This window comes from Nonomuraea sp. NPDC049400, from assembly GCF_044466425.1.
In the GTDB taxonomy this organism is placed as follows: Bacteria; Actinomycetota; Actinomycetes; order Streptosporangiales; family Streptosporangiaceae; genus Nonomuraea.
In genome coordinates, this window is sequence record NZ_JBITMP010000029.1 from 101,210 (window position 1) to 117,728 (window position 16,519).

A 16,519-nucleotide genomic window follows, 5' to 3' on the forward strand; every position below is an offset into this window, starting at 1 on the left:
AATCGCTCGGCCAGCTCTCCGTGGAGGCAGACATGGGAGAACCGGCTCAGACCGGTCGTGCGATAGATATAACGTGAGATCGTTTCCCTTTCGACGGCGCGCGGCTCCGGACGTCACTGCGGAAAGCAATGACGCCGACCTCATCACCGCTGTGGCGGCGCGGAGCACCGTCGCCCTGCGCATCCTCCACCAGCGCCACGCCCCCTGGCTGCGCGCCCGACTGGCCCGCCGCTGCGCCGACGCGGACGCCATCGACGACGCGCTGCAGGAGACTTTTCTGGCCGTGTGGCGCTCGGCAGGTGGCTTTCGCGGCGATAACCCGGCCGGCTGGTTGTGGACGATCGCGGTCCGTCGTCTGATCTCGCTCTGCGTGGCCGCGGCTCGCGCTGGGTCGGCTCCGGCATCGAACCGGACGACAGCTCGCCGGTCGCCTCCGCCGAGGACATGGTGCTGCTGAACGTGGAGCACGGCGACCTCGGCGCCGCCCTGACCAGGCTGTCTCCCGAACTGCGCGCCGTCATCGAGGCGACCGTCCTGGACGGTCTCACTACCAAGGAGGCCGCCGGTCTCCTGGGCATTCCGGAAGGCACGGTCAAGACCCGCGCGATGCGGGCCAGGGCTCGGCTGCGCGAGGAGCTGTCATGAGTAGCTGGCACATCCCTGACGACTTGCGTGAGCGCTACCTCGAAGGCCGGCTCGAACCGGCGCTGGCGATGTCCGTGGACGCGCATCTCGGCCGTTGTGCCGACTGCCAGGCGGCGGTGCCGTACGAGAAGGACTGGCTCGAAGCGTCCTGGGCGCGGCTGGAAACCGAGCTGATCGCGCCGCGCCCCAGCCTGTCCGAACGGTTCCTGCGGCACGGCGGTGTGCCCGACCACCTGGCCAGGCTGCTGTCGGCGACGCCGACGCTGAGCCGGGCCTGGCTGGTGTCGGTGGTGGTGGTGCTGGCGTTCGCGGTGCTGGCCGCGCGTGAGCAGGCCGAGTTGCTGCCCGCTTTCCTGATCGTCGCGCCGGTGCTGCCGCTGGCGGGCATCGCGCTCGCCTACGGGCCGCGCGTCGATCCCGCCCACGAGCTGGTGGCCGCCACCCCGATGTCGGGGCCGCGGCTGCTGCTCACCCGGGCCACGGCGGTGCTCGCGGTGGCGGTCGTGCTGGCCGGGATCGCCTCGCCGCTGCTGCCCGCGCCGCCCGGGATGAGCGCCGCCTGGCTGCTGCCCGCACTCGCTGCCGCCTCGGCCTGCTTGGCCCTGTCGAGCCGGCTGCCCGTGCCGATCGCTGCCCTCGCCGTGGGCGGAGGGTGGCTGGCCATCGTCGGCACGGGCCGCTTCATCGGCGACTGGCTGGCCGTCTTCGGCCCGGCCCCGCAGATCGGGTACGGCGTGGCCGCGCTTCTGCTGATGTACCGCTTCTACAGAGTGAGCACCAGATGATCCAGATCAAGCACCTGACCAAGACCTACGGCGCCAAACGGGCGCTCGACGGACTCAGCCTGACGCTCGGCACCGGCGTGACCGGCCTGCTCGGCCCCAACGGCGCCGGCAAGACCACCCTGCTGCGCTGCCTGGCCACCACCCTCGCCCCCGACCGCGGCACGGTGCACGCCTTCGGCCTGGACCCGGCCGACCGCCGCCAGCGCACCGCGCTGCGGCGCAGGCTCGGCTACCTACCGCAAAACCCCGGCGCCTATCCGCATTTCACCGCCTTCGACCTCGTGGACTACGTGGCGATACTCAAGGAGCTGACCGACCGCGAGCACCGGCACGCCGAGGTGCGCCGGGTGCTGGCCGAGGTGGATCTCACCGATCAGGCCGGAACGAAAGTCCGCAGGCTGTCGGGCGGCATGCGCCAGCGGCTCGCTCTGGCCCAAGCCCTGCTGGGCGAGCCGGACCTGCTCATTCTCGACGAGCCGACCGTGGGGCTGGACCCGGAGCAGCGGATGATGTTCCGGGCGCTGGTCTCGCGGCTCGGCGAGAGCCGTACCGTCGTGTTGTCCACGCATCAGACCGAGGACGTCGCCGCGCTGTGCGAGCGGGTGGTGGTCATGCGGGACGGCCGGGCGGTCTTCGACGGCACCCCCGGCGGGCTCGCGGCCGTGGCCGATGGCCGGGTGTGGCTGTCGGACGCGCCGCCGTCCGCCACGGAGCTGTTCTGGCGGACGGCCGACGGCCGCTACCGCACTCTCGGCGCGCCCCCGCCGGCCGCGGACGCGGCGGCGCCCGGCGTCGAGGACGGCTACCTCGTGCTGCTCGGGGAGGCGGCGTGACGCGGCGACTGTTTCTGTTCGAGGCGCGCAGGCTGGCGCGGCATCCGCTCGTGTGGGGCGCGACCATCCTGGTGCTGGCGCTGCAGACCTTCCTCAGCCGGGACCAGCAGCCCGACCTCGCGATAGACCCGATCAACGCCACCGGGCTGGCCACCTGCCTGGCCGCAGCGGTCCTGGTCGTGGCGAGTCTGGCCGCTTCGCGCGACGGGCGGCACGGCATGCCCGAGAGCCTCGCGGGCCTGCCCGGACGGGCCGAGCACCGAACGCGGGCCCTGCTGCTGGCCACACCGCTGATCGCGGGGCTCGCGGCGGCCGCGGCCATGGGCGGCTACCTGGCGATCCGGCTGCTGAGCGGCCCCGCCGGGGGCCGCTTGGACGTGTGGGAACCGCTGACGGCGGTGGCCGCCGCGGTCCTCGCCGCAACCCTGGGCGTGGCCGTCGGCCGCTGGTCACCGTGGCTGATCGCCGGACCGCTGGTGGTGGCCGTGCTCGGCTTCCTCATCTACATGAACCCGTCCAACGGTCAGTCTCGCTGGCTGCTGCCGGTGATGCAGGTCCACCAGCCGGACTGGCCCGACCGCCCGTCGGCGGTCCACCTGGTGTACGTGCTCGCCGTCGCGGTGTTCTTCGGCGGGATCGCGCTGCTCAGGCACCGGGTACGGCCGGCACCGGCCGCGGTGGTGGTGGCGGCGCTGGCTGTCGCGGTGCCGTCGGGGGCCACCGCGGCATCTACCCTGCCACCGACCGAGTTCCCCGTGAACGTGGAGCTGACCGTCGACCATGTGGACTCCCGCGTGCGGGAGCGCTACTTCGGCCCGCATGCCTACCGCTGCACGGTGCGGCAGGGCCTGACCTATTGTGCCTTTCCGGGCTACGAGCCGTGGATCCCGCTGTGGGAACAGGCGGTCCAGCCGGTCGTGGCGGCGCTGCCCGCCGCGCTGCGGGCCCGGGCGCCCCAGGTGCGGCAGATGAGCCCGACCTGGAGCTTCGCCGACGATTCCGGTGTGATCCGGCCGTCAATGAGCTGGGGGCATCCCGACCAGCGCAGGATGCTGGCCGAGGACGTGGCCTTCTGGGCGACCGGGCTGTACGACTCGGCCGTCAGGCATTTCAACCCCTCCCAGCGCACCGCACTGTGTGACGTGCGCGGTCAGGCCCGCACGGTGGTGGCGCACTGGCTCATCGGCCAGGTCTCCCCTCCCGAGGCCCGGCGGCAGCTCTATGTCGACCACAACCGGGGGCGCCTGTCCGGCCTGGACTGGGGACCGGCCGAGATCGGTTATGCCAAACAGCTGCTCGCCTCCCCTGGCGCCCGCGAGAAGGTCCAGGCCAACTGGGACACGCTCATGAAGTCCACCACCACGATCGACCAGGCCCTGCCGCTGCTCGGGCTGGAATCGAAGGTCGACGCACCGATGGGAGCCATGCCATGCATGTGACGCTGCCCGCCCGCCACGAGGCCGCTACACCCGCCCCACCCTTGCCTGCCCCACCACCGTCCCGCTGGCGGGTGGCGTTCCTACTGGTGGGCCCGCTCGCCCGGGCCAGCGACTGGGCGCCGCTGGTCGTGGTCGCCCTCTTCACCGCCGGGCTGGTGAGCCTGGTGCAGTACGGGGAGACGCTGCCCGGGGGTGACGCGCTCGTGCTCATGCGCATCTGCGGCACCCTGCTCGGCGCGGCGGCGGCCTTCGGGCTGGTCGATGCCATGTCCGCCGACCTCGGCCCCACCGCGGTCCCTCGATGGGTACGGCAGGCGCTGCGCTGCATGCTGCCCGGTGGCGCCGCGATCGCGATCTGGCTGGCCGCCTTCTCCTACATCCTGACCCGTCTGCCGGAAGACGCCCTGTTCCCGGTCGGTGATCTGCTCATTGAGGTGGGCGTCTGCCTCGGCATCGCTTTCGCGGCTGCGGCGACCGCGGTGCGGTTCGCCCCCGGACGGCAGGCCGCCATGGCCGCCGTGGTGGTCCAGCTGGCGATGGTGCTGGGCACCATCCTGCTCCCCGAGCAGGTCCGGCTCTGGCCGCCGACCTGTGGGTTCGGTTACTGGGACCAGGCGCACCTGTTCTGGCTGGCGATGCTGCCCCTGCCGTACCTCTGGCTGATCATCGCGGGGCGCGACCTGCGGCGCTGACCCGCCGAGTTGTCAGGCGGCGGATGCCTATCGCCGCGCCCTGCGCCCTGGGCTCCAGAGTGCAACACCACTGGGGGAGTGCGGAAAACGATCGCCTGACCGTGGCGGCGTCGTCCCATACCAACGTGGTGGTCCAACTGACGCGGCTGATCAGCGTGACGAGAGGGCGGCCGGTGAGAAGGCGCTCGCCGCCTGGTGTGGCGACGGTCAGTTGGCGGCGCGGGTGAGATCCTCTGCCCACCGGCGCAAACCCGGTGAGGCTGTGGTGGCGGCATAGCGGGCGAACTGGGCGCGTACCTCGTCTCTTCTCAGGCCACCCACAAGTTCGGGGACGCGAGAGAACGGCATGCCGCCCCGAGCGGGCTGCCAGACAGCGGCGACACCGGCAGCGCCGTCGCTCGGGGACTCCAGGCCGTAGTAGATCCGGTCGACTCCGAGGGACATGGCCGCTCCCAGACACATCAGGCCGCGCCGATGGGGAGCTCACCAGCCGCCGCGCCGTCCTCCGCCGCAGCGATCGCCAGGCCAACCAGGTCATGGGGAGTCACAAATCCACCCTTCTGCCGAAATACCGGCCACACCGCCGTTCCTGCTGGTCACGCAGAAGCATTGGAGGTTCGGCGCATGCTATGGCGATTTCACCACGCACGCGTCGTTGTGGAGGTTGTGGAGTCCGGGCGCGCTCTCCGCCATCTGCCGGTAGGCAGGGCACTGGGTGAAGTCGTCGGCGGTGCACTGCATGAGGTGCTCGATCAGCGCCTTGGAAGCCGATATCTCCTGTAGCCGGTGTTCCAGTTCCGCGTGGTGCCGCTGGAGGAGGGCCTGGCGTTCGGCCTGGCCGGAGACGGTGAGGACGTCGCGGATCTGCTCCAGGCTCATGCCCGCCGCTTTGGCGCGGATGATCGTCAGGACGCGGATGACATGGTCTCGGGTGTAGCGGCGGCGGCCGTTGACTCTGTGGGCGGGGGTCAGCAAGCCCATGGCCTCCCAGTGGCGCAGGACATGCGGGGCGAGGTCGAACCGCTCCGCGAGTTCCCCGATCCGCATGGAATCGCTTGACTTCATGTTGACATTAACTTGCAGACTTGCCTTCACGTCAAGCGATCATCGCTAGGAGGCAAGAGATGTTCGACGTCGTCACCATCGGGGGAGGCCCGGCCGGCATGGCCGCCGCGCTGGCCCTGGGACGGGTTCACCGGACGGTGCTGCTGGTCGACGCCGGAGAGGGCCGCAACGCCGCCGCCGAGAACGTGCACAACTTCCTGACCAGGGACGGCACCCCACCCGCCCAGTTGCGCAAGCTCGGCCGCGAGGAACTGGCCGGATACCCGACGGTGCAGACCAGGACGGGGACGGTCGCCGACGTCCGTGTGCTGGACGGGGACGGCTTCCAACTGGACCTGTCCGGAAGTGGGACGGTGGAGGCGCGGCGGCTGCTGCTGGCCACCGGGCTGGCCGACGAGCTTCCCGGCCCGCCGGGGGTGGAGTCGCTGTGGGGCCGCTCCGCCTTCCACTGCCCCTACTGTCACGGCTACGAATGCACCGGCAAGCAGGTCGCGGTGCTCGGCACGGATCCGGCCCGAATACGGCTGGCGCTGCAGTTGAGCCGCTTCGCCGCCGACGTCGTGCTCTGCACCGGCGGCCGGCCGCTCGACCCCGCGGCGCAGGCCACGCTGGTAACGCATGGTGTCGGCGTACGTTGTGAGGCCGTCACCCGCCTGGATGGTACGGACGGACAGCTGGAACAGATCGTGTTCGAAGACGGCCCATCCCTGGCCAGAGACGCGGTGTTCGTCGTCAACGTGCCACGCCAGCGCTCCGACCTCGCCGCCCGCCTTGGCTGCGCGACCTTCGCCGACGGATGTGTGGAGGTGAACGAGTTCGGCCAGACCAGCGTGCCCGGCGTGTACGCCGCCGGTGACATGGCCCGCCGGGCCAGTGTGCCGATGCCGATGGCCGCCGTCATCGCCGCGGCGGCGAGCGGCACCGTCGCCGCAGCGGTTGTCGACCAGGACCTGCTGAGCGCCGACTTCGACCTGCCCAACCCGTTCGCGCAGGCAAGGGGCTGATCGTGGTGTCCGCGGATCTCACGCAGACCGCCTCCGGCGTCCCGTCGAAGGGCGGCAGCAACGTGCCGCTGGCCACGGCCGGCCTGCTGATCGGCATGCTGCTTTCGGTGCTGGACCAGACGGTGGTGGCCATCGCCCTGCCCGACATCGCCGCCGATCTGGGCGGCATGGACGCGATCAGCTGGATCATCACCGCGTACGTGCTGGCCTCCACCGCGACGGGCGCGCTCTACGGCCGCATCAGCGACCGGTTCGGGCGGCGCGCGGTCTTCGTCACCGCGGTCGCCGTGTTCGTCGCGGGTTCCGCGCTGTGCGGCCTGGCCCAGACGATGCCGCAACTGATCGCCGCCAGGACCGTGCAGGGCATCGGCGCGGGCGCGCTGTTCGTGCTGCCCACCATCGCACTGTCGGAGCTGTACCCCCGGCATCTGCGCAGCAGGGTTCAGGGCTTCACCGGCGGCGTCTTCGCCCTCGCCAGCGTGGGCGGTCCGCTCGCGGGTGGCGGGATCACCGACGCCTGGGGCTGGCGCTGGATCTTCTACATCAACCTGCCCCTCGGCCTGCTCAGCATGGCACTCGCCGCGTTCGCCCTGCGCTTGCCGAAGAGCGGCGGGAACGGCAAGGTCGACCTGGCGGGGGCAGCGTTGATCACGGGCGCCATCGTGGCTCTGCTGCTGGTGGCCGAATGGGGTGGCCGCACGTACGCGTGGAGCTCCGGCGTGATCCTCGCGCTGATCGGCGCCTTGGCGGTGCTGGCGGCCCTGTTCGTCTGGTGGGAACGCCGTGCGGCCAGTCCGCTGCTGCCGCTGCGGCTGTTCGCCGACCCCACGCTGCGCGTCGTGCTTCCCGCGACCGCGCTGCTGGGCGCGCTGCTCGGCGGCTCGATCGTCTACCTGCCCACGTACCTGCAGGCCGCGTACGGCATGGGCGCCACTGAGGCCGGCCTGGCGCTCAATCCGTACGTCCTGACGTTCATGGCGGTCTCCTCCATCGCCGGCGCCCGCATCGGTGCCGGCGGCCGGTTCAAGCCCTACCTGATCGCGGGCGCGGTGATCGCGGTGCTGGGATTCACGCTGCTCAGCCGGCTCGAACCCGGCACCGCGTACGCCCTGCTCGCCGTGGAGATCGGCGTGCTGGGAGCCGGCTTCGGGCTGCTGATGCAGAACCTGGTGGTGGTCGCGCAGAACGCGGCCTCACCTGCGGACCTGGCCGCCACGACCGCCGCCACGGTGTCCATCCGCGGGCTGGGCCTCTCGCTCGGCGTGGCGGTCTTCGGCAACCTCCTCACCCGAGGGCTCCAGGGCCGCGCGCCAGGCCCGGCGGCGACCGCCGCGGCCATCCCTGACGTGCTCTTCTGGGGCGTACCGGCCGCCGTCGTCCTGGTGGCGCTGATGGTCGTGCTGCCGCGGACGGTCAATTCTCGCCTGTGAAGCTGTCGTTCATCGGCGGTAACAGCCTTATGGTCACTCCATGAAAGCTGCCGTGGTCGTTGAGCTGGGTGTTCCTCCGCGATTTGGCGACTTCGCCGAGCCAGAGCCCGGTGCGGGGCAGGTTGTCGTCGAGGTGACGGCGGCCGGGGTGCACCATTGGGATGTGGCCAAGGCCTCCGGCTCGTACACTCCTTCGCCTGCCGTTCCTTTCGTTGCCGGGTCCGACGGGGTGGGGCGGACGGCCGGTGAGCGGCGCGGCAGCGGCAGCATCACGTTGGTCGCGAGGATGTGGCCGGGATCCGCTGGCGGCGAGCGTCACATCAGGACCACAGCCCCCTCAACGTGACGCGGTGCTGAGTACGTCCCGCACGTCCTGCGCTGATCGCGGACTGTGATGGCTGTCGACGTACCAGTCGTAGCGCGCGTACTCGTCAAGCAGGAGCTCGACCAGGTCGACGGCATATCCGTCGCCCGGCTCACGCAGGTGGAACGGCGGCGGGTAGAAGCAGTCTCCCAGCAGGAGCACGCCGGAGTCCGGTACGGCCACCACCGTCGAGTCCTCGGCATGCCGTCCTCCGACGTGCCTCACCTCGACTCCGCTCGGCAGGATGAGCACGTCATCGAACTCGGTATGCGGAGGAACCACCGCGAATCCCTCCCAGGAGGGCATCGCCCATGCGCGTGCTCGGAAACTGGGGCCGAGCCGAGGATTCGCCTCGACCTCGTCACGCAGGTATCGGTGACTCCACGGGCGTCGCGCCTCCGCCTCCAGAATGCGGGCGCCTGCCCGGTGAGCGATGATCTCCACATCCGGCCACGCGCACGCTCCCCAGACGTGATCCCAGTGGTGATGCGTATAGATCAGCCGCCGTGCGGCTGGTAGCCCGGCGGCTTCTATCGCCGCCTGTATCCGGCGTGCGGCCGACGGGCTGTTTCCGGCGTCGACCACAATGGTGCCCGTCTGGTCGGCGATGACCGCGACGCCGCCCTGCACATTGTCATGGTCCTCGTCATGGGGATACCACCAGACGCGACCCGTCAGATGCCGTAACGCCTCACGCACCGGCAGAGCGTAACACCGACAACAGGACCATCATGAACAATCGCCTCTCCGCCACCCCGAGGGGACGCGCGCGGGCACGCGCGCTGGGCATCGTCGTCGGCACCCTGCCGACGGGGCCATTGAACGCGATCACAGACGTCGAAGGGATCCTGGTGGGTCACACCACCATCGACGACGGCGCCGATCTCCACACCGGGGTCACCGCCGTCGTTCCGCGACACCTGACCACCGGGCGGCGAGGGCTGCCGGCGGCTGTTTACGCCGGCAACGGATACGGCAAGCTGGTCGGATCGACCCAGATCGACGAACTCGGCGTGCTGGAGTCGCCCGTCGTCCTGACCGCCACATTGTCGGTGTTCCGAGCGGCTGACGCGCTGCTCACCTACCTGATGGACCACCGCCAGGACGGGCTTTCTTTCAATCCCGTGGTGGGAGAGACCAACGACGGCTTCCTCTCCGACATCCGGCGTCGCCCCATCACCGAACGGCACGTCCTCGCCGCGCTGGAAGGAGCATCCGGCGGCCTGCCCGCGGAAGGCTGCGTGGGGGCGGGCACCGGGACGACGGCACTGGGATTCAAGGCCGGTATCGGCACCTCGTCCCGGCGGCAGGTGGTGGACGGTGCCCCGGTCACGGTCGGGGCGCTCGTCCAGGCGAACTTCGGTGGCGTGTTGACCGTCCGGGGCATCCCGATGCCGGTCGAGGAACTCATCCCGGGAGTTCGCCATGAGGAGCCCGCCGGTAACTCCTGCATGATCGTGGTGGCCACCGACGCGCCGCTCGACGCACGTCAACTCGGCCGTCTCGCCCGTCGGGCGATCTTCGCGATGGGCCGCGTGGGGGCGTCCTACTCCAACGGCAGCGGCGACTACGCCATCGCCTTCACCACGGCGCCACCGCAACTCCCGCCCATGCCCGACGACCTGCTGAACCCCCTTTTCGCCGCAGTCATGGACTCGGTCGAGGAGGCGCTGCTCAACTCCCTCTTCACCGCGACGACCACCACGGGCGTCCACGGCCGCACCAGCCATGCAGTCCCATACGGTCGGCTTTCGGGGAGCAGCACCAGCTCGCGCCAGTGATTCACCGACACCACGCGTGCTCCCGCTCGGAGCCATGGCCGGCACCCGTGTCGATGCTGCTGTCGCCCGTACACCACCTGCGCACCGCCGAGGACGCCCGCCGTCGCGAGACCGAGGTCAGCGCCTGAACGCAGCGTCAGCACGTCTACCTTGATTGAAGTACGCCCGTTCGCGGTCTGCGGGGGCTACTTCCCGAGCTATGTCGTCTCTGCGGTGAGCAGAGCGGTGGCCTCCTGCTGGATCGCGGCCGATCTGCGAAGGAAATCCAGAATCACTTCGAGCTGCTCGACGCTGTAGCCGGCGTACAGCTCGTTCAGGCCGCGGACGAAGCTCTCGAACAGCGGCGCCATCCGGGCCTCGAGATCGCGGTCGATCTCGACGAGGACCCGGCGCCGGTCGACGGTGTCGCGCACACGCCTGGCGAATCCCTTGCGTTCGAGCCGGTCGATCAGACCGCTGACCGACGCGGGTGCCAGGCCGGTCCGCTCCGCGATCTCCCCGGCCGTGCACGGACCGAGCCGTTCCAGCAGGTCGAGGGTCTTCTCCTCGGTCATGCTCAGCTCCATCCGCGCGCTGACGGCGGTGTGGAACATGACCGCGGCGTTGCTCTGCTCGCGGCCCGCCGTGTGCAGCGCCGCGAGCAGATCAGCCCGCTTCGCCGCGTCTCCGCTTGCCATCGCAGCTAATCCTCCATATATTTCGTTCGGACGAACTAAATAAATTGTCCTCTGAGGCTAACACAGAAGGAAGGCGATCGACATGACCAAGGCATTGATCGTGGGCGGCGGCATCGCCGGGCCGACCATGGCCATGGCGCTGCAGCGGGCGGGAATCGACTCGGCCGTGTACGAGGCCTATGACCGGCCCGCCGACTACACCGGGATGTTCCTCAACACCGCCTCCAACGGCCTGGACGCGCTGCGCGCGATCGACGTCGATGTGGCGGAGACGGCGGACGGTTTCCCGATGCCTCGGATGCGCATGTGGAGCGGCACGGGCAAGCCGCTCGGCGAGGTCGCCAACGGCGTCCGGCTCGCGGACGGCACAGTGAGCGTGTGCGTCAAGCGCGGCCTGCTGCAGAAGGTCCTGCGTGAGCAGGCGCTCGAGCGGGGCATCCCCGTTCAGTACGGCAAACGCCTGGAGTCCTACCAGGCCACCCGGGACGGGGTGGTGGCCCGTTTCGCCGACGGCACCACGGCCACCGGCGACATCCTGATCGGCGCCGACGGCATCCACTCCCGCACCCGCCAGATCATGAACCCCGAGGCGCCGAAGCCCAGCTTCACCGGCCTGGTCGGTGTCGGCGGCTACAGCCACGTCGCCGGTCTCGCCCCGACCATCGGCACCCAGCACTTCGTCTTCGGCAAGCGCGCGTTCTTCGGCTACCTGGTCCGCGAGTCCGGCGAGATCTACTGGTTCGCCAACTTGCACCGTCCCGACGAACCCACCCGAGAAGAGCTCGCCCAGACCTCATCGCAGGAGTGGAAGCGGCACCTGCTCGGCCTGTTCGCCGGCGACATGCCGCTCATCAACGAGATCATCGGCAACAGCACCGGCGAGATCGGCGCACACCCGGTCCATGACATGCCGACCAGCCCGCTCTGGCACCGCGGCCCGGTCGTCCTCATCGGCGACGCCGTGCACGCGACCTCGCCCAGCGCGGGTCAGGGCGCCTCCATGGCGATCGAAGACGCCATCACCCTGGCCAAGTGCCTGCGCGACACACCCGGCACCACCGCCGCGTTCACCGTCTACGAGCAGCTCCGCCGCAACCGTGTGGAGAAGGTCGTCGCCTACTCGCGCAAGCTCAGCAACTCCAAGACGGCAGGCCCTCTCGCCCGAGTATTCCGGGACATGACGATGCCCATCGCCTTGAAGATCTTCGCCAGCGACAAGGCCCACGCCTGGATGTACACCCACCACATCGACTGGGACACCCCGATCAGCCAGGCCGCCTAGACGGCCTGCCTCCTGTTCATGTCAGAGGCTACGTCTTGACCCTGACACCGTGTCAGGCGGCACGGTGTCCCGCATGTCGATCCCCTATGTCGGCTCCGGGCCGTACTGCTACGCCAACTCCCTCGCGATGCTCCTCGGCGCCGAGGCTCCATCCACGGCCGTGATCGAGGTCCTGACGGGTTCCCCGTACGGGATGCAGCTCATCAGCGGACGCCTGCCGCTGTTCGACCCGTTCGGGTGGGACCCCGAGATCGGGCTCGAGGCCGCCATCGACCTGCTGGGCTGGACCTGTGAGCGGGCGCACGGCGGTTCTGCAGGCGCGGCGCTGGAGCGGCTGCGCCGTGCCTGCCAGGACGGTCCGGTGCTGGCCGGGCCGCTGGATCTCGGTTTGCTGGCCTACCAGCCGGGGTCGGGCAAGGCGATCGGCGCCGACCACTACCTGGTGGTGCTGGAGGTCGGCGACGACACGGTGCTCGTGCACGACCCGCAGGGATACCCGTACGCCACCCTTCCGATCGGGGCTTTCGTCGAGTCATGGCGTGGCGAGCTGATCAGCTATCTGGAGCAGCCGTTCGCCATGCGGTCGGGGTTCGCGCGGCGGGTGTGGGTGGCGCCGGATGAGGCGCTGCGGAGATCCTTGCCCGCCGGGCTGGCCTGGCTGGCGGGCCGCACGGACCTGGCCGTCTCCACGGGCACGCTGGGACAGGCCGAGGCCGCCGAACGTACGGCTGAGTTGGCGGAGGAAGGGTTGAACGCCGAGGTCAGAGCGGTGTGGCAGGCGTTCGCGGTACGCGTGGGCGCCCGCCGCTCCAACGACCTGGCGGCCTGCCTGTCGGCTCTCGGCCTCGACGCGGGTGCGGCCGTCGCGGCGGAGCAGGCCCGCATCGTGGGCGGCCTGCAAGGCCCCGTCGTGTCAGGCGATGATGCGGCGCTCGCGGCCGGGCTGCGCCGCCTGGCTCCGACGTACGAGCGGCTGAGGTCTGCACTGGACACCCGCTAGGAGTGCCCACCAGGGCGGCGCCCCCGCTCCGGGGGATGGTCTTGCTGCCGCGGACGGTCAATCACCCGACGTGGGGAGCCGCAGCGGACTCCTCGGCCAGGCGGGCGATCCGCTTCAGGCCATGATCGTCGGCGGGGACCCCGGATCGCCCCGTCCACGCCCCGCCGCGATCACTGAGACAGGAGAGCCGTGCTCACCAGGCGACCGGCAGCCGCCACACCCCGTAGACCATCGAGCTCTCGCGCATCGGGACCTCCTCCGCCGGAACCGCCAGGCGCAGGGTGGGGAAGCGCTCGAACAGCGCGCGGTAGGCGATGCGCATCTCGATGCGGGCGAGTTGTTGCCCCAGGCACTGGTGCACCCCGTGCCCGAAGGCCAGGTGTTGCCGGGCGTTCCCGCGCTCGAGCCGCAAGGCGGCGGGATCGGCGAACCGCTCCGGGTCGCGGTTGATCGCGGGCAGTCCCATGACCACGGTCTCGCCCTTGCGGATGAGCCTGCCGCCCACCTCGACGTCCTCCAGGGCGGCGCGGTTGGGCGCGCCCCGGTGAACGATGGTGAGGTAGCGCAGCAGCTCCTCGACAGCGGTGTCGGTCAGCGCGGGGTCGGCGCGGAAGGCATCGAGTTGTTCGGGGTGCCGCAGGAGGGCGAAGGTGCCCAGGGCGATCATGTTGGCGGTGGTCTCGTGCCCGGCCACCAGCAGGCCCATGGCGATGTTGGTCAGCTCCTCGTCGCTCAGGTCGCCGTCGGCGATGAGGCCACTGATCAGGTCTTCCGCGGGCCGGGAGCGCTTGTGCCCGACCAGCTCGCGTAGGTAACCGGCCAGGTTCGCCATGGCGGCCATGGCCTGCTCTTCGGAGTTGTCCAGGTCGACGAGCAGGGTGGTCTCTTTTTCGAAGAACGCGTGGTCCTCGTACGGGACGCCGAGCAGTTCGCAGATCACCAGGGAAGGGATCGGGAGCGCGAACGCCTGCACGAGGTCGGCGGGTGGACCGGCCTCGGCCATGGCCTCCAGCTGGTCGGCGACTATCTGCGCGATGCGCGGTTCGAGGGCCTTCATCCTGCGGACGGTGAACTGGCCGGTGAGCAGGCGCCGGTATCTGGTGTGCTCGGGCGGGTCCATGCTGGTGAACCAGCCGGGCGCGGCCGGCTTGTCGTGTCCGCCGGGGCGGACGTTCGGCCGGGGCAGCGGGGAGTGCCGCAGCTCCGGCCGGACGCTGAAGCGGGAATCGGACAGGATCGCGCGGGCGAGGTCGTAGCCGGTCACGAGCCAGCCGACATGGCCGTCGGGGAAGGCCAGGCGGGCCAGCGGCTGAGAGGCGCGCTGGCGCTCCAGCTCGGCAGGCGGAGCGAACGGGCAGCCGGGCTCACGCCTGAAAGGCAAGGTCACCGGGGTTTCGACGTTCTGATCGCTCATCTGGTCAGCTCCAATGCGTGGATGACAGCGCACTTCTGAGAGGGAACTCTCTTGTGAGAGTACACCATCATTTTTGAGTGCGGCAGAATGAGCACATGGGCAACGGCGGGCTACGCGAGCGCAAGAAGGCCAGGACCAGGGAGACGATCCTGCGTGAAGCGTTCAGGCTCTTCCGCGAGCGGGGCTACAACGCCACCACCACCGAGCAGATCGCCGAGGCGGCCGAGGTTTCCCCCGCCACCTTCTTCCGCTATTTCCCGACGAAGGAGCATCTGGTCACGCTCGATCAGTTTCCGCCCCTCATCGAGGGGATCGCGGCTCAGCCGCCGGGCGCGCCGGTCACCGTCCTGCGGGGCGCGTTCCGTACGGCGTTCGCCTCCTTGACCGCCGAGGAGATCGCGGCCGGGCACGCGCGGGAGGTGTTCGCGACGACCGTGCCTGAGCTGGTGGCGGCCAACCTGCGCAAGGCCTCCGGTGTCCTGGAGGAGATCAGCGCCCTGCTGGCGGACAAGACGGGCTACAGGCGAGACGACCCCAGACTGCGCAACGCCATGGGGGCGGTCTTCGGGGTCGTGGCCCTGGTCTGGGTGGAGTGGGCGCGGGACTCCGAGATGGACGGGCCCGCCGAGCTCGACAAGGCACTGGAGCACTTGGAGTCGGGGCTGGGCGCGTGAGCGCCGTCCGTCAATGCCAGACGGCGGTGTCGAGGAAGGCTTCCACGGCCGTCGTCACCTGACCGAGGACCTCGGCGCTCCTGGAGAGCGGCCCAGGCACCATCATGCCGTGGCCGGCGCCGTCGATCTCGAGCACGTACGGCGTCAGCTCCCGAGCCAACGCGCCGTCCCAGAATTCATCCGCAGTGCCGCCGACGAGAAGGAACGGCTCCGTGGACCGGCGCAATGCGTGCACGCACGCGGGCATCGTGAGGCCCTTCACGACGGGCGCCACCTGCTCGCGAACCCAGGGCGGGCGCTCATCCAACGGCCGGCCCGGCGGCGGCGTCCACGAGATCAGCTCGAGGTGCGCTCCCCGGCGAGCGGCGGTTTCGCCCACATAGGCGAGCAGCCCGGCCAGTGGTCCGTAGTTGCCGCCAGGGACGATGACGGCGTGTCACCCGGACATGGGTCAGGTCAGGCCGTGCGCCCGGCACCATTCTTCGACGCTTCCCGCCCTTGCCTCGGCCGCCTGCCGCCAGCCGGGATCCGCGGCGATCGCCTCGGAGACCGAAGCGTGGGGAGGCAGCACGGTGACGAGCCCCGTGATCCGGAAGATGCGCAGGATGCGCTCGGCGTCGGTGACGAGGGTGAGCGTGCCGCCGTGGGTGCGCTGCCGCTTGAGGCCGCCCACCAGGACTCCGAGGCCGGTCGAGTCGAGGAAGTCGACTCCGCTCATGTCGGTGACGACGTGGCGGATGCCCTTGCCCGCCAGGTCCACCAGCCGCTCGCGAAGCTGGGGAGCGGTATCCACATCGACCTCGCCCGCGACCTTCAGCACGGCGCAGTCGCCGATCGGGCCGATCACTTCTAACTGGAACTCTCGCATGTGGCGACACCCGCTTGTCATCCGTGACAGTGACAGGTAAATCTGTAGCGGTACAGTAGCTCGCCGAGGAGCCGCTGTCAATGCCGACATATCCACGTCATTGCCTACGATGACACCAGGGGGACGGATGCGGGTTGAAGAGGCCATCGGCCGGCAGATCGCACGGCTGCGCGCGGAGCGGCGGCTGTCGCTCACCGAGCTGGGCGAGGCCCTGGGACGCTACCTCGACAGGCCGTGGAGCCGGCAGGCCGTTCACCAGGCCGAACGTGGCCAGCGCTCGTTCACGGCCGCCGAGCTGACCGGCCTCGCCCTGGCGCTGGACACGTCCATCCCGGCGCTGTTCCGGGTGGAGGAGGGCGGGATCGAGCTGCCCGGCGGGGCCGTCACTCCGGAGGATTACAGGGGCGTCCTGTTGAACAGGGAGCGGGAGTCGCCCATCGACGGCGTCGAGGAGGTGATCCTCGCGTTGCACGACATCGAGGCCGTCCTCTCCCGACCCGCGCTCGCCAAGCTGGCGAGGATCGGGAGAGCGGCCGAGCAGGTGGCCGGCCCCGGGCAGCCGTAAG

General features: G+C 70.2%; 18 protein-coding genes and 2 pseudogenes. 13 read left to right on the top strand and 7 right to left on the bottom strand.

The window, feature by feature from the left end; translation table 11 throughout:
* Positions 1–73 precede the first annotated feature (73 nt).
* The 5 genes and pseudogenes from ACIBVN_RS36675 (at position 74) to ACIBVN_RS36695 (ending at position 4,394) form a co-directional block, all read left to right on the top strand.
* Positions 74–645: pseudogene (locus ACIBVN_RS36675) on the top strand (RNA polymerase sigma factor).
* Positions 642–1,430, top strand: coding sequence for a zf-HC2 domain-containing protein (locus ACIBVN_RS36680; protein WP_397144474.1), 789 nt, complete (start codon positions 642–644; stop codon positions 1,428–1,430). The pseudogene ACIBVN_RS36675 and the gene ACIBVN_RS36680 overlap by 4 nt, the downstream one beginning before the upstream one ends.
* A complete protein-coding gene (locus tag ACIBVN_RS36685) occupies positions 1,427–2,263 on the top strand; it encodes an ATP-binding cassette domain-containing protein (RefSeq protein WP_397144476.1) in 837 nt (278 codons plus the stop codon). Before ACIBVN_RS36680 ends, ACIBVN_RS36685 begins: the two co-directional genes overlap by 4 nt.
* Complete coding sequence (locus ACIBVN_RS36690; RefSeq protein ID WP_397144478.1) at positions 2,260–3,702, top strand: hypothetical protein; 1,443 nt, start codon at positions 2,260–2,262, stop codon at positions 3,700–3,702. Before ACIBVN_RS36685 ends, ACIBVN_RS36690 begins: the two co-directional genes overlap by 4 nt.
* Positions 3,693–4,394: a hypothetical protein gene (locus ACIBVN_RS36695; RefSeq protein ID WP_397144480.1), complete on the top strand. Its 702-nt coding sequence runs from the start codon at positions 3,693–3,695 to the stop codon at positions 4,392–4,394. Before ACIBVN_RS36690 ends, ACIBVN_RS36695 begins: the two co-directional genes overlap by 10 nt.
* Positions 4,395–4,601: 207 nt before the next feature.
* Here ACIBVN_RS36695 and ACIBVN_RS36700 read toward each other — a convergent pair whose 3' ends face one another.
* Entirely contained in the window at positions 4,602–4,838 is a 237-nt protein-coding gene (locus ACIBVN_RS36700) for a hypothetical protein (protein ID WP_397144482.1), read from the bottom strand.
* Between the two features lie 183 nt (positions 4,839–5,021).
* Positions 5,022–5,459 (bottom strand): MerR family transcriptional regulator, encoded by a 438-nt coding sequence (locus tag ACIBVN_RS36705; RefSeq protein WP_397144484.1) that lies wholly within the window; start codon positions 5,457–5,459, stop codon positions 5,022–5,024.
* A 59-nt stretch (positions 5,460–5,518) separates the two neighbouring features.
* Between ACIBVN_RS36705 and ACIBVN_RS36710 the strand changes: the two genes are divergently transcribed.
* Genes ACIBVN_RS36710 through ACIBVN_RS36720 form a run of 3 tightly spaced genes read left to right on the top strand, consistent with a single transcriptional unit; the run spans position 5,519 to position 8,239 of the window.
* Positions 5,519–6,463: an NAD(P)/FAD-dependent oxidoreductase gene (locus tag ACIBVN_RS36710; protein ID WP_397144486.1), complete on the top strand. Its 945-nt coding sequence runs from the start codon at positions 5,519–5,521 to the stop codon at positions 6,461–6,463.
* 2 nt (positions 6,464–6,465) lie between these two features.
* On the top strand, positions 6,466–7,893 hold the full coding sequence (locus ACIBVN_RS36715) for an MFS transporter (protein ID WP_397144488.1): 1,428 nt from the start codon (positions 6,466–6,468) through the stop codon (positions 7,891–7,893).
* 40 nt (positions 7,894–7,933) lie between these two features.
* Positions 7,934–8,239, top strand: a complete 306-nt coding sequence (locus tag ACIBVN_RS36720; RefSeq protein WP_397144490.1) for an alcohol dehydrogenase catalytic domain-containing protein — start codon at positions 7,934–7,936, stop codon at positions 8,237–8,239.
* On the opposite strand, the gene ACIBVN_RS36725 is transcribed toward ACIBVN_RS36720, so the two are convergent.
* Positions 8,231–8,956, bottom strand: a complete 726-nt coding sequence (locus ACIBVN_RS36725) for an MBL fold metallo-hydrolase (protein ID WP_397144492.1) — start codon at positions 8,954–8,956, stop codon at positions 8,231–8,233. The genes ACIBVN_RS36720 and ACIBVN_RS36725 overlap by 9 nt on opposite strands.
* 32 nt (positions 8,957–8,988) lie before the next feature.
* Between ACIBVN_RS36725 and ACIBVN_RS36730 the strand changes: the two genes are divergently transcribed.
* Complete coding sequence (locus ACIBVN_RS36730; protein ID WP_397144494.1) at positions 8,989–10,038, top strand: P1 family peptidase; 1,050 nt, start codon at positions 8,989–8,991, stop codon at positions 10,036–10,038.
* Positions 10,039–10,235: 197 nt separating this feature from the next.
* Here ACIBVN_RS36730 and ACIBVN_RS36735 read toward each other — a convergent pair whose 3' ends face one another.
* Positions 10,236–10,715, bottom strand: coding sequence for a MarR family winged helix-turn-helix transcriptional regulator (locus ACIBVN_RS36735; protein WP_397144496.1), 480 nt, complete (start codon positions 10,713–10,715; stop codon positions 10,236–10,238).
* 82 nt (positions 10,716–10,797) lie between these two features.
* Here ACIBVN_RS36735 and ACIBVN_RS36740 point away from each other — a divergent pair, with 82 nt between their 5' ends.
* A complete protein-coding gene (locus tag ACIBVN_RS36740; RefSeq protein ID WP_397144498.1) occupies positions 10,798–11,997 on the top strand; it encodes an FAD-dependent monooxygenase in 1,200 nt (399 codons plus the stop codon).
* A 73-nt stretch (positions 11,998–12,070) separates the two neighbouring features.
* Positions 12,071–12,997: a hypothetical protein gene (locus ACIBVN_RS36745; RefSeq protein WP_397144500.1), complete on the top strand. Its 927-nt coding sequence runs from the start codon at positions 12,071–12,073 to the stop codon at positions 12,995–12,997.
* 193 nt (positions 12,998–13,190) lie between these two features.
* Here ACIBVN_RS36745 and ACIBVN_RS36750 read toward each other — a convergent pair whose 3' ends face one another.
* The gene (locus ACIBVN_RS36750; RefSeq protein ID WP_397144502.1) at positions 13,191–14,411 is read right to left on the bottom strand and encodes a cytochrome P450; all 1,221 of its coding nucleotides are present in this window, start codon (positions 14,409–14,411) and stop codon (positions 13,191–13,193) included.
* Positions 14,412–14,488: 77 nt separating this feature from the next.
* On the opposite strand from ACIBVN_RS36750, the gene ACIBVN_RS36755 reads away from it, so the two are divergent.
* Positions 14,489–15,085, top strand: coding sequence for a TetR family transcriptional regulator (locus tag ACIBVN_RS36755; RefSeq protein ID WP_397144504.1), 597 nt, complete (start codon positions 14,489–14,491; stop codon positions 15,083–15,085).
* Between the two features lie 10 nt (positions 15,086–15,095).
* Here the strand turns inward: ACIBVN_RS36755 and ACIBVN_RS36760 are convergent, their stop codons facing one another.
* Both ACIBVN_RS36760 and ACIBVN_RS36765 read right to left on the bottom strand, forming a co-directional pair.
* Positions 15,096–15,464: a hypothetical protein gene (locus tag ACIBVN_RS36760; protein WP_397144506.1), complete on the bottom strand. Its 369-nt coding sequence runs from the start codon at positions 15,462–15,464 to the stop codon at positions 15,096–15,098.
* A 144-nt stretch (positions 15,465–15,608) separates the two neighbouring features.
* Positions 15,609–15,953, bottom strand: a pseudogene (locus ACIBVN_RS36765) (STAS domain-containing protein); the annotation flags it as partial.
* 127 nt (positions 15,954–16,080) lie between these two features.
* Between ACIBVN_RS36765 and ACIBVN_RS36770 the strand changes: the two are divergent.
* A complete protein-coding gene (locus ACIBVN_RS36770) occupies positions 16,081–16,518 on the top strand; it encodes a helix-turn-helix domain-containing protein (protein WP_397144508.1) in 438 nt (145 codons plus the stop codon).
* Position 16,519 lies beyond the last annotated feature (1 nt).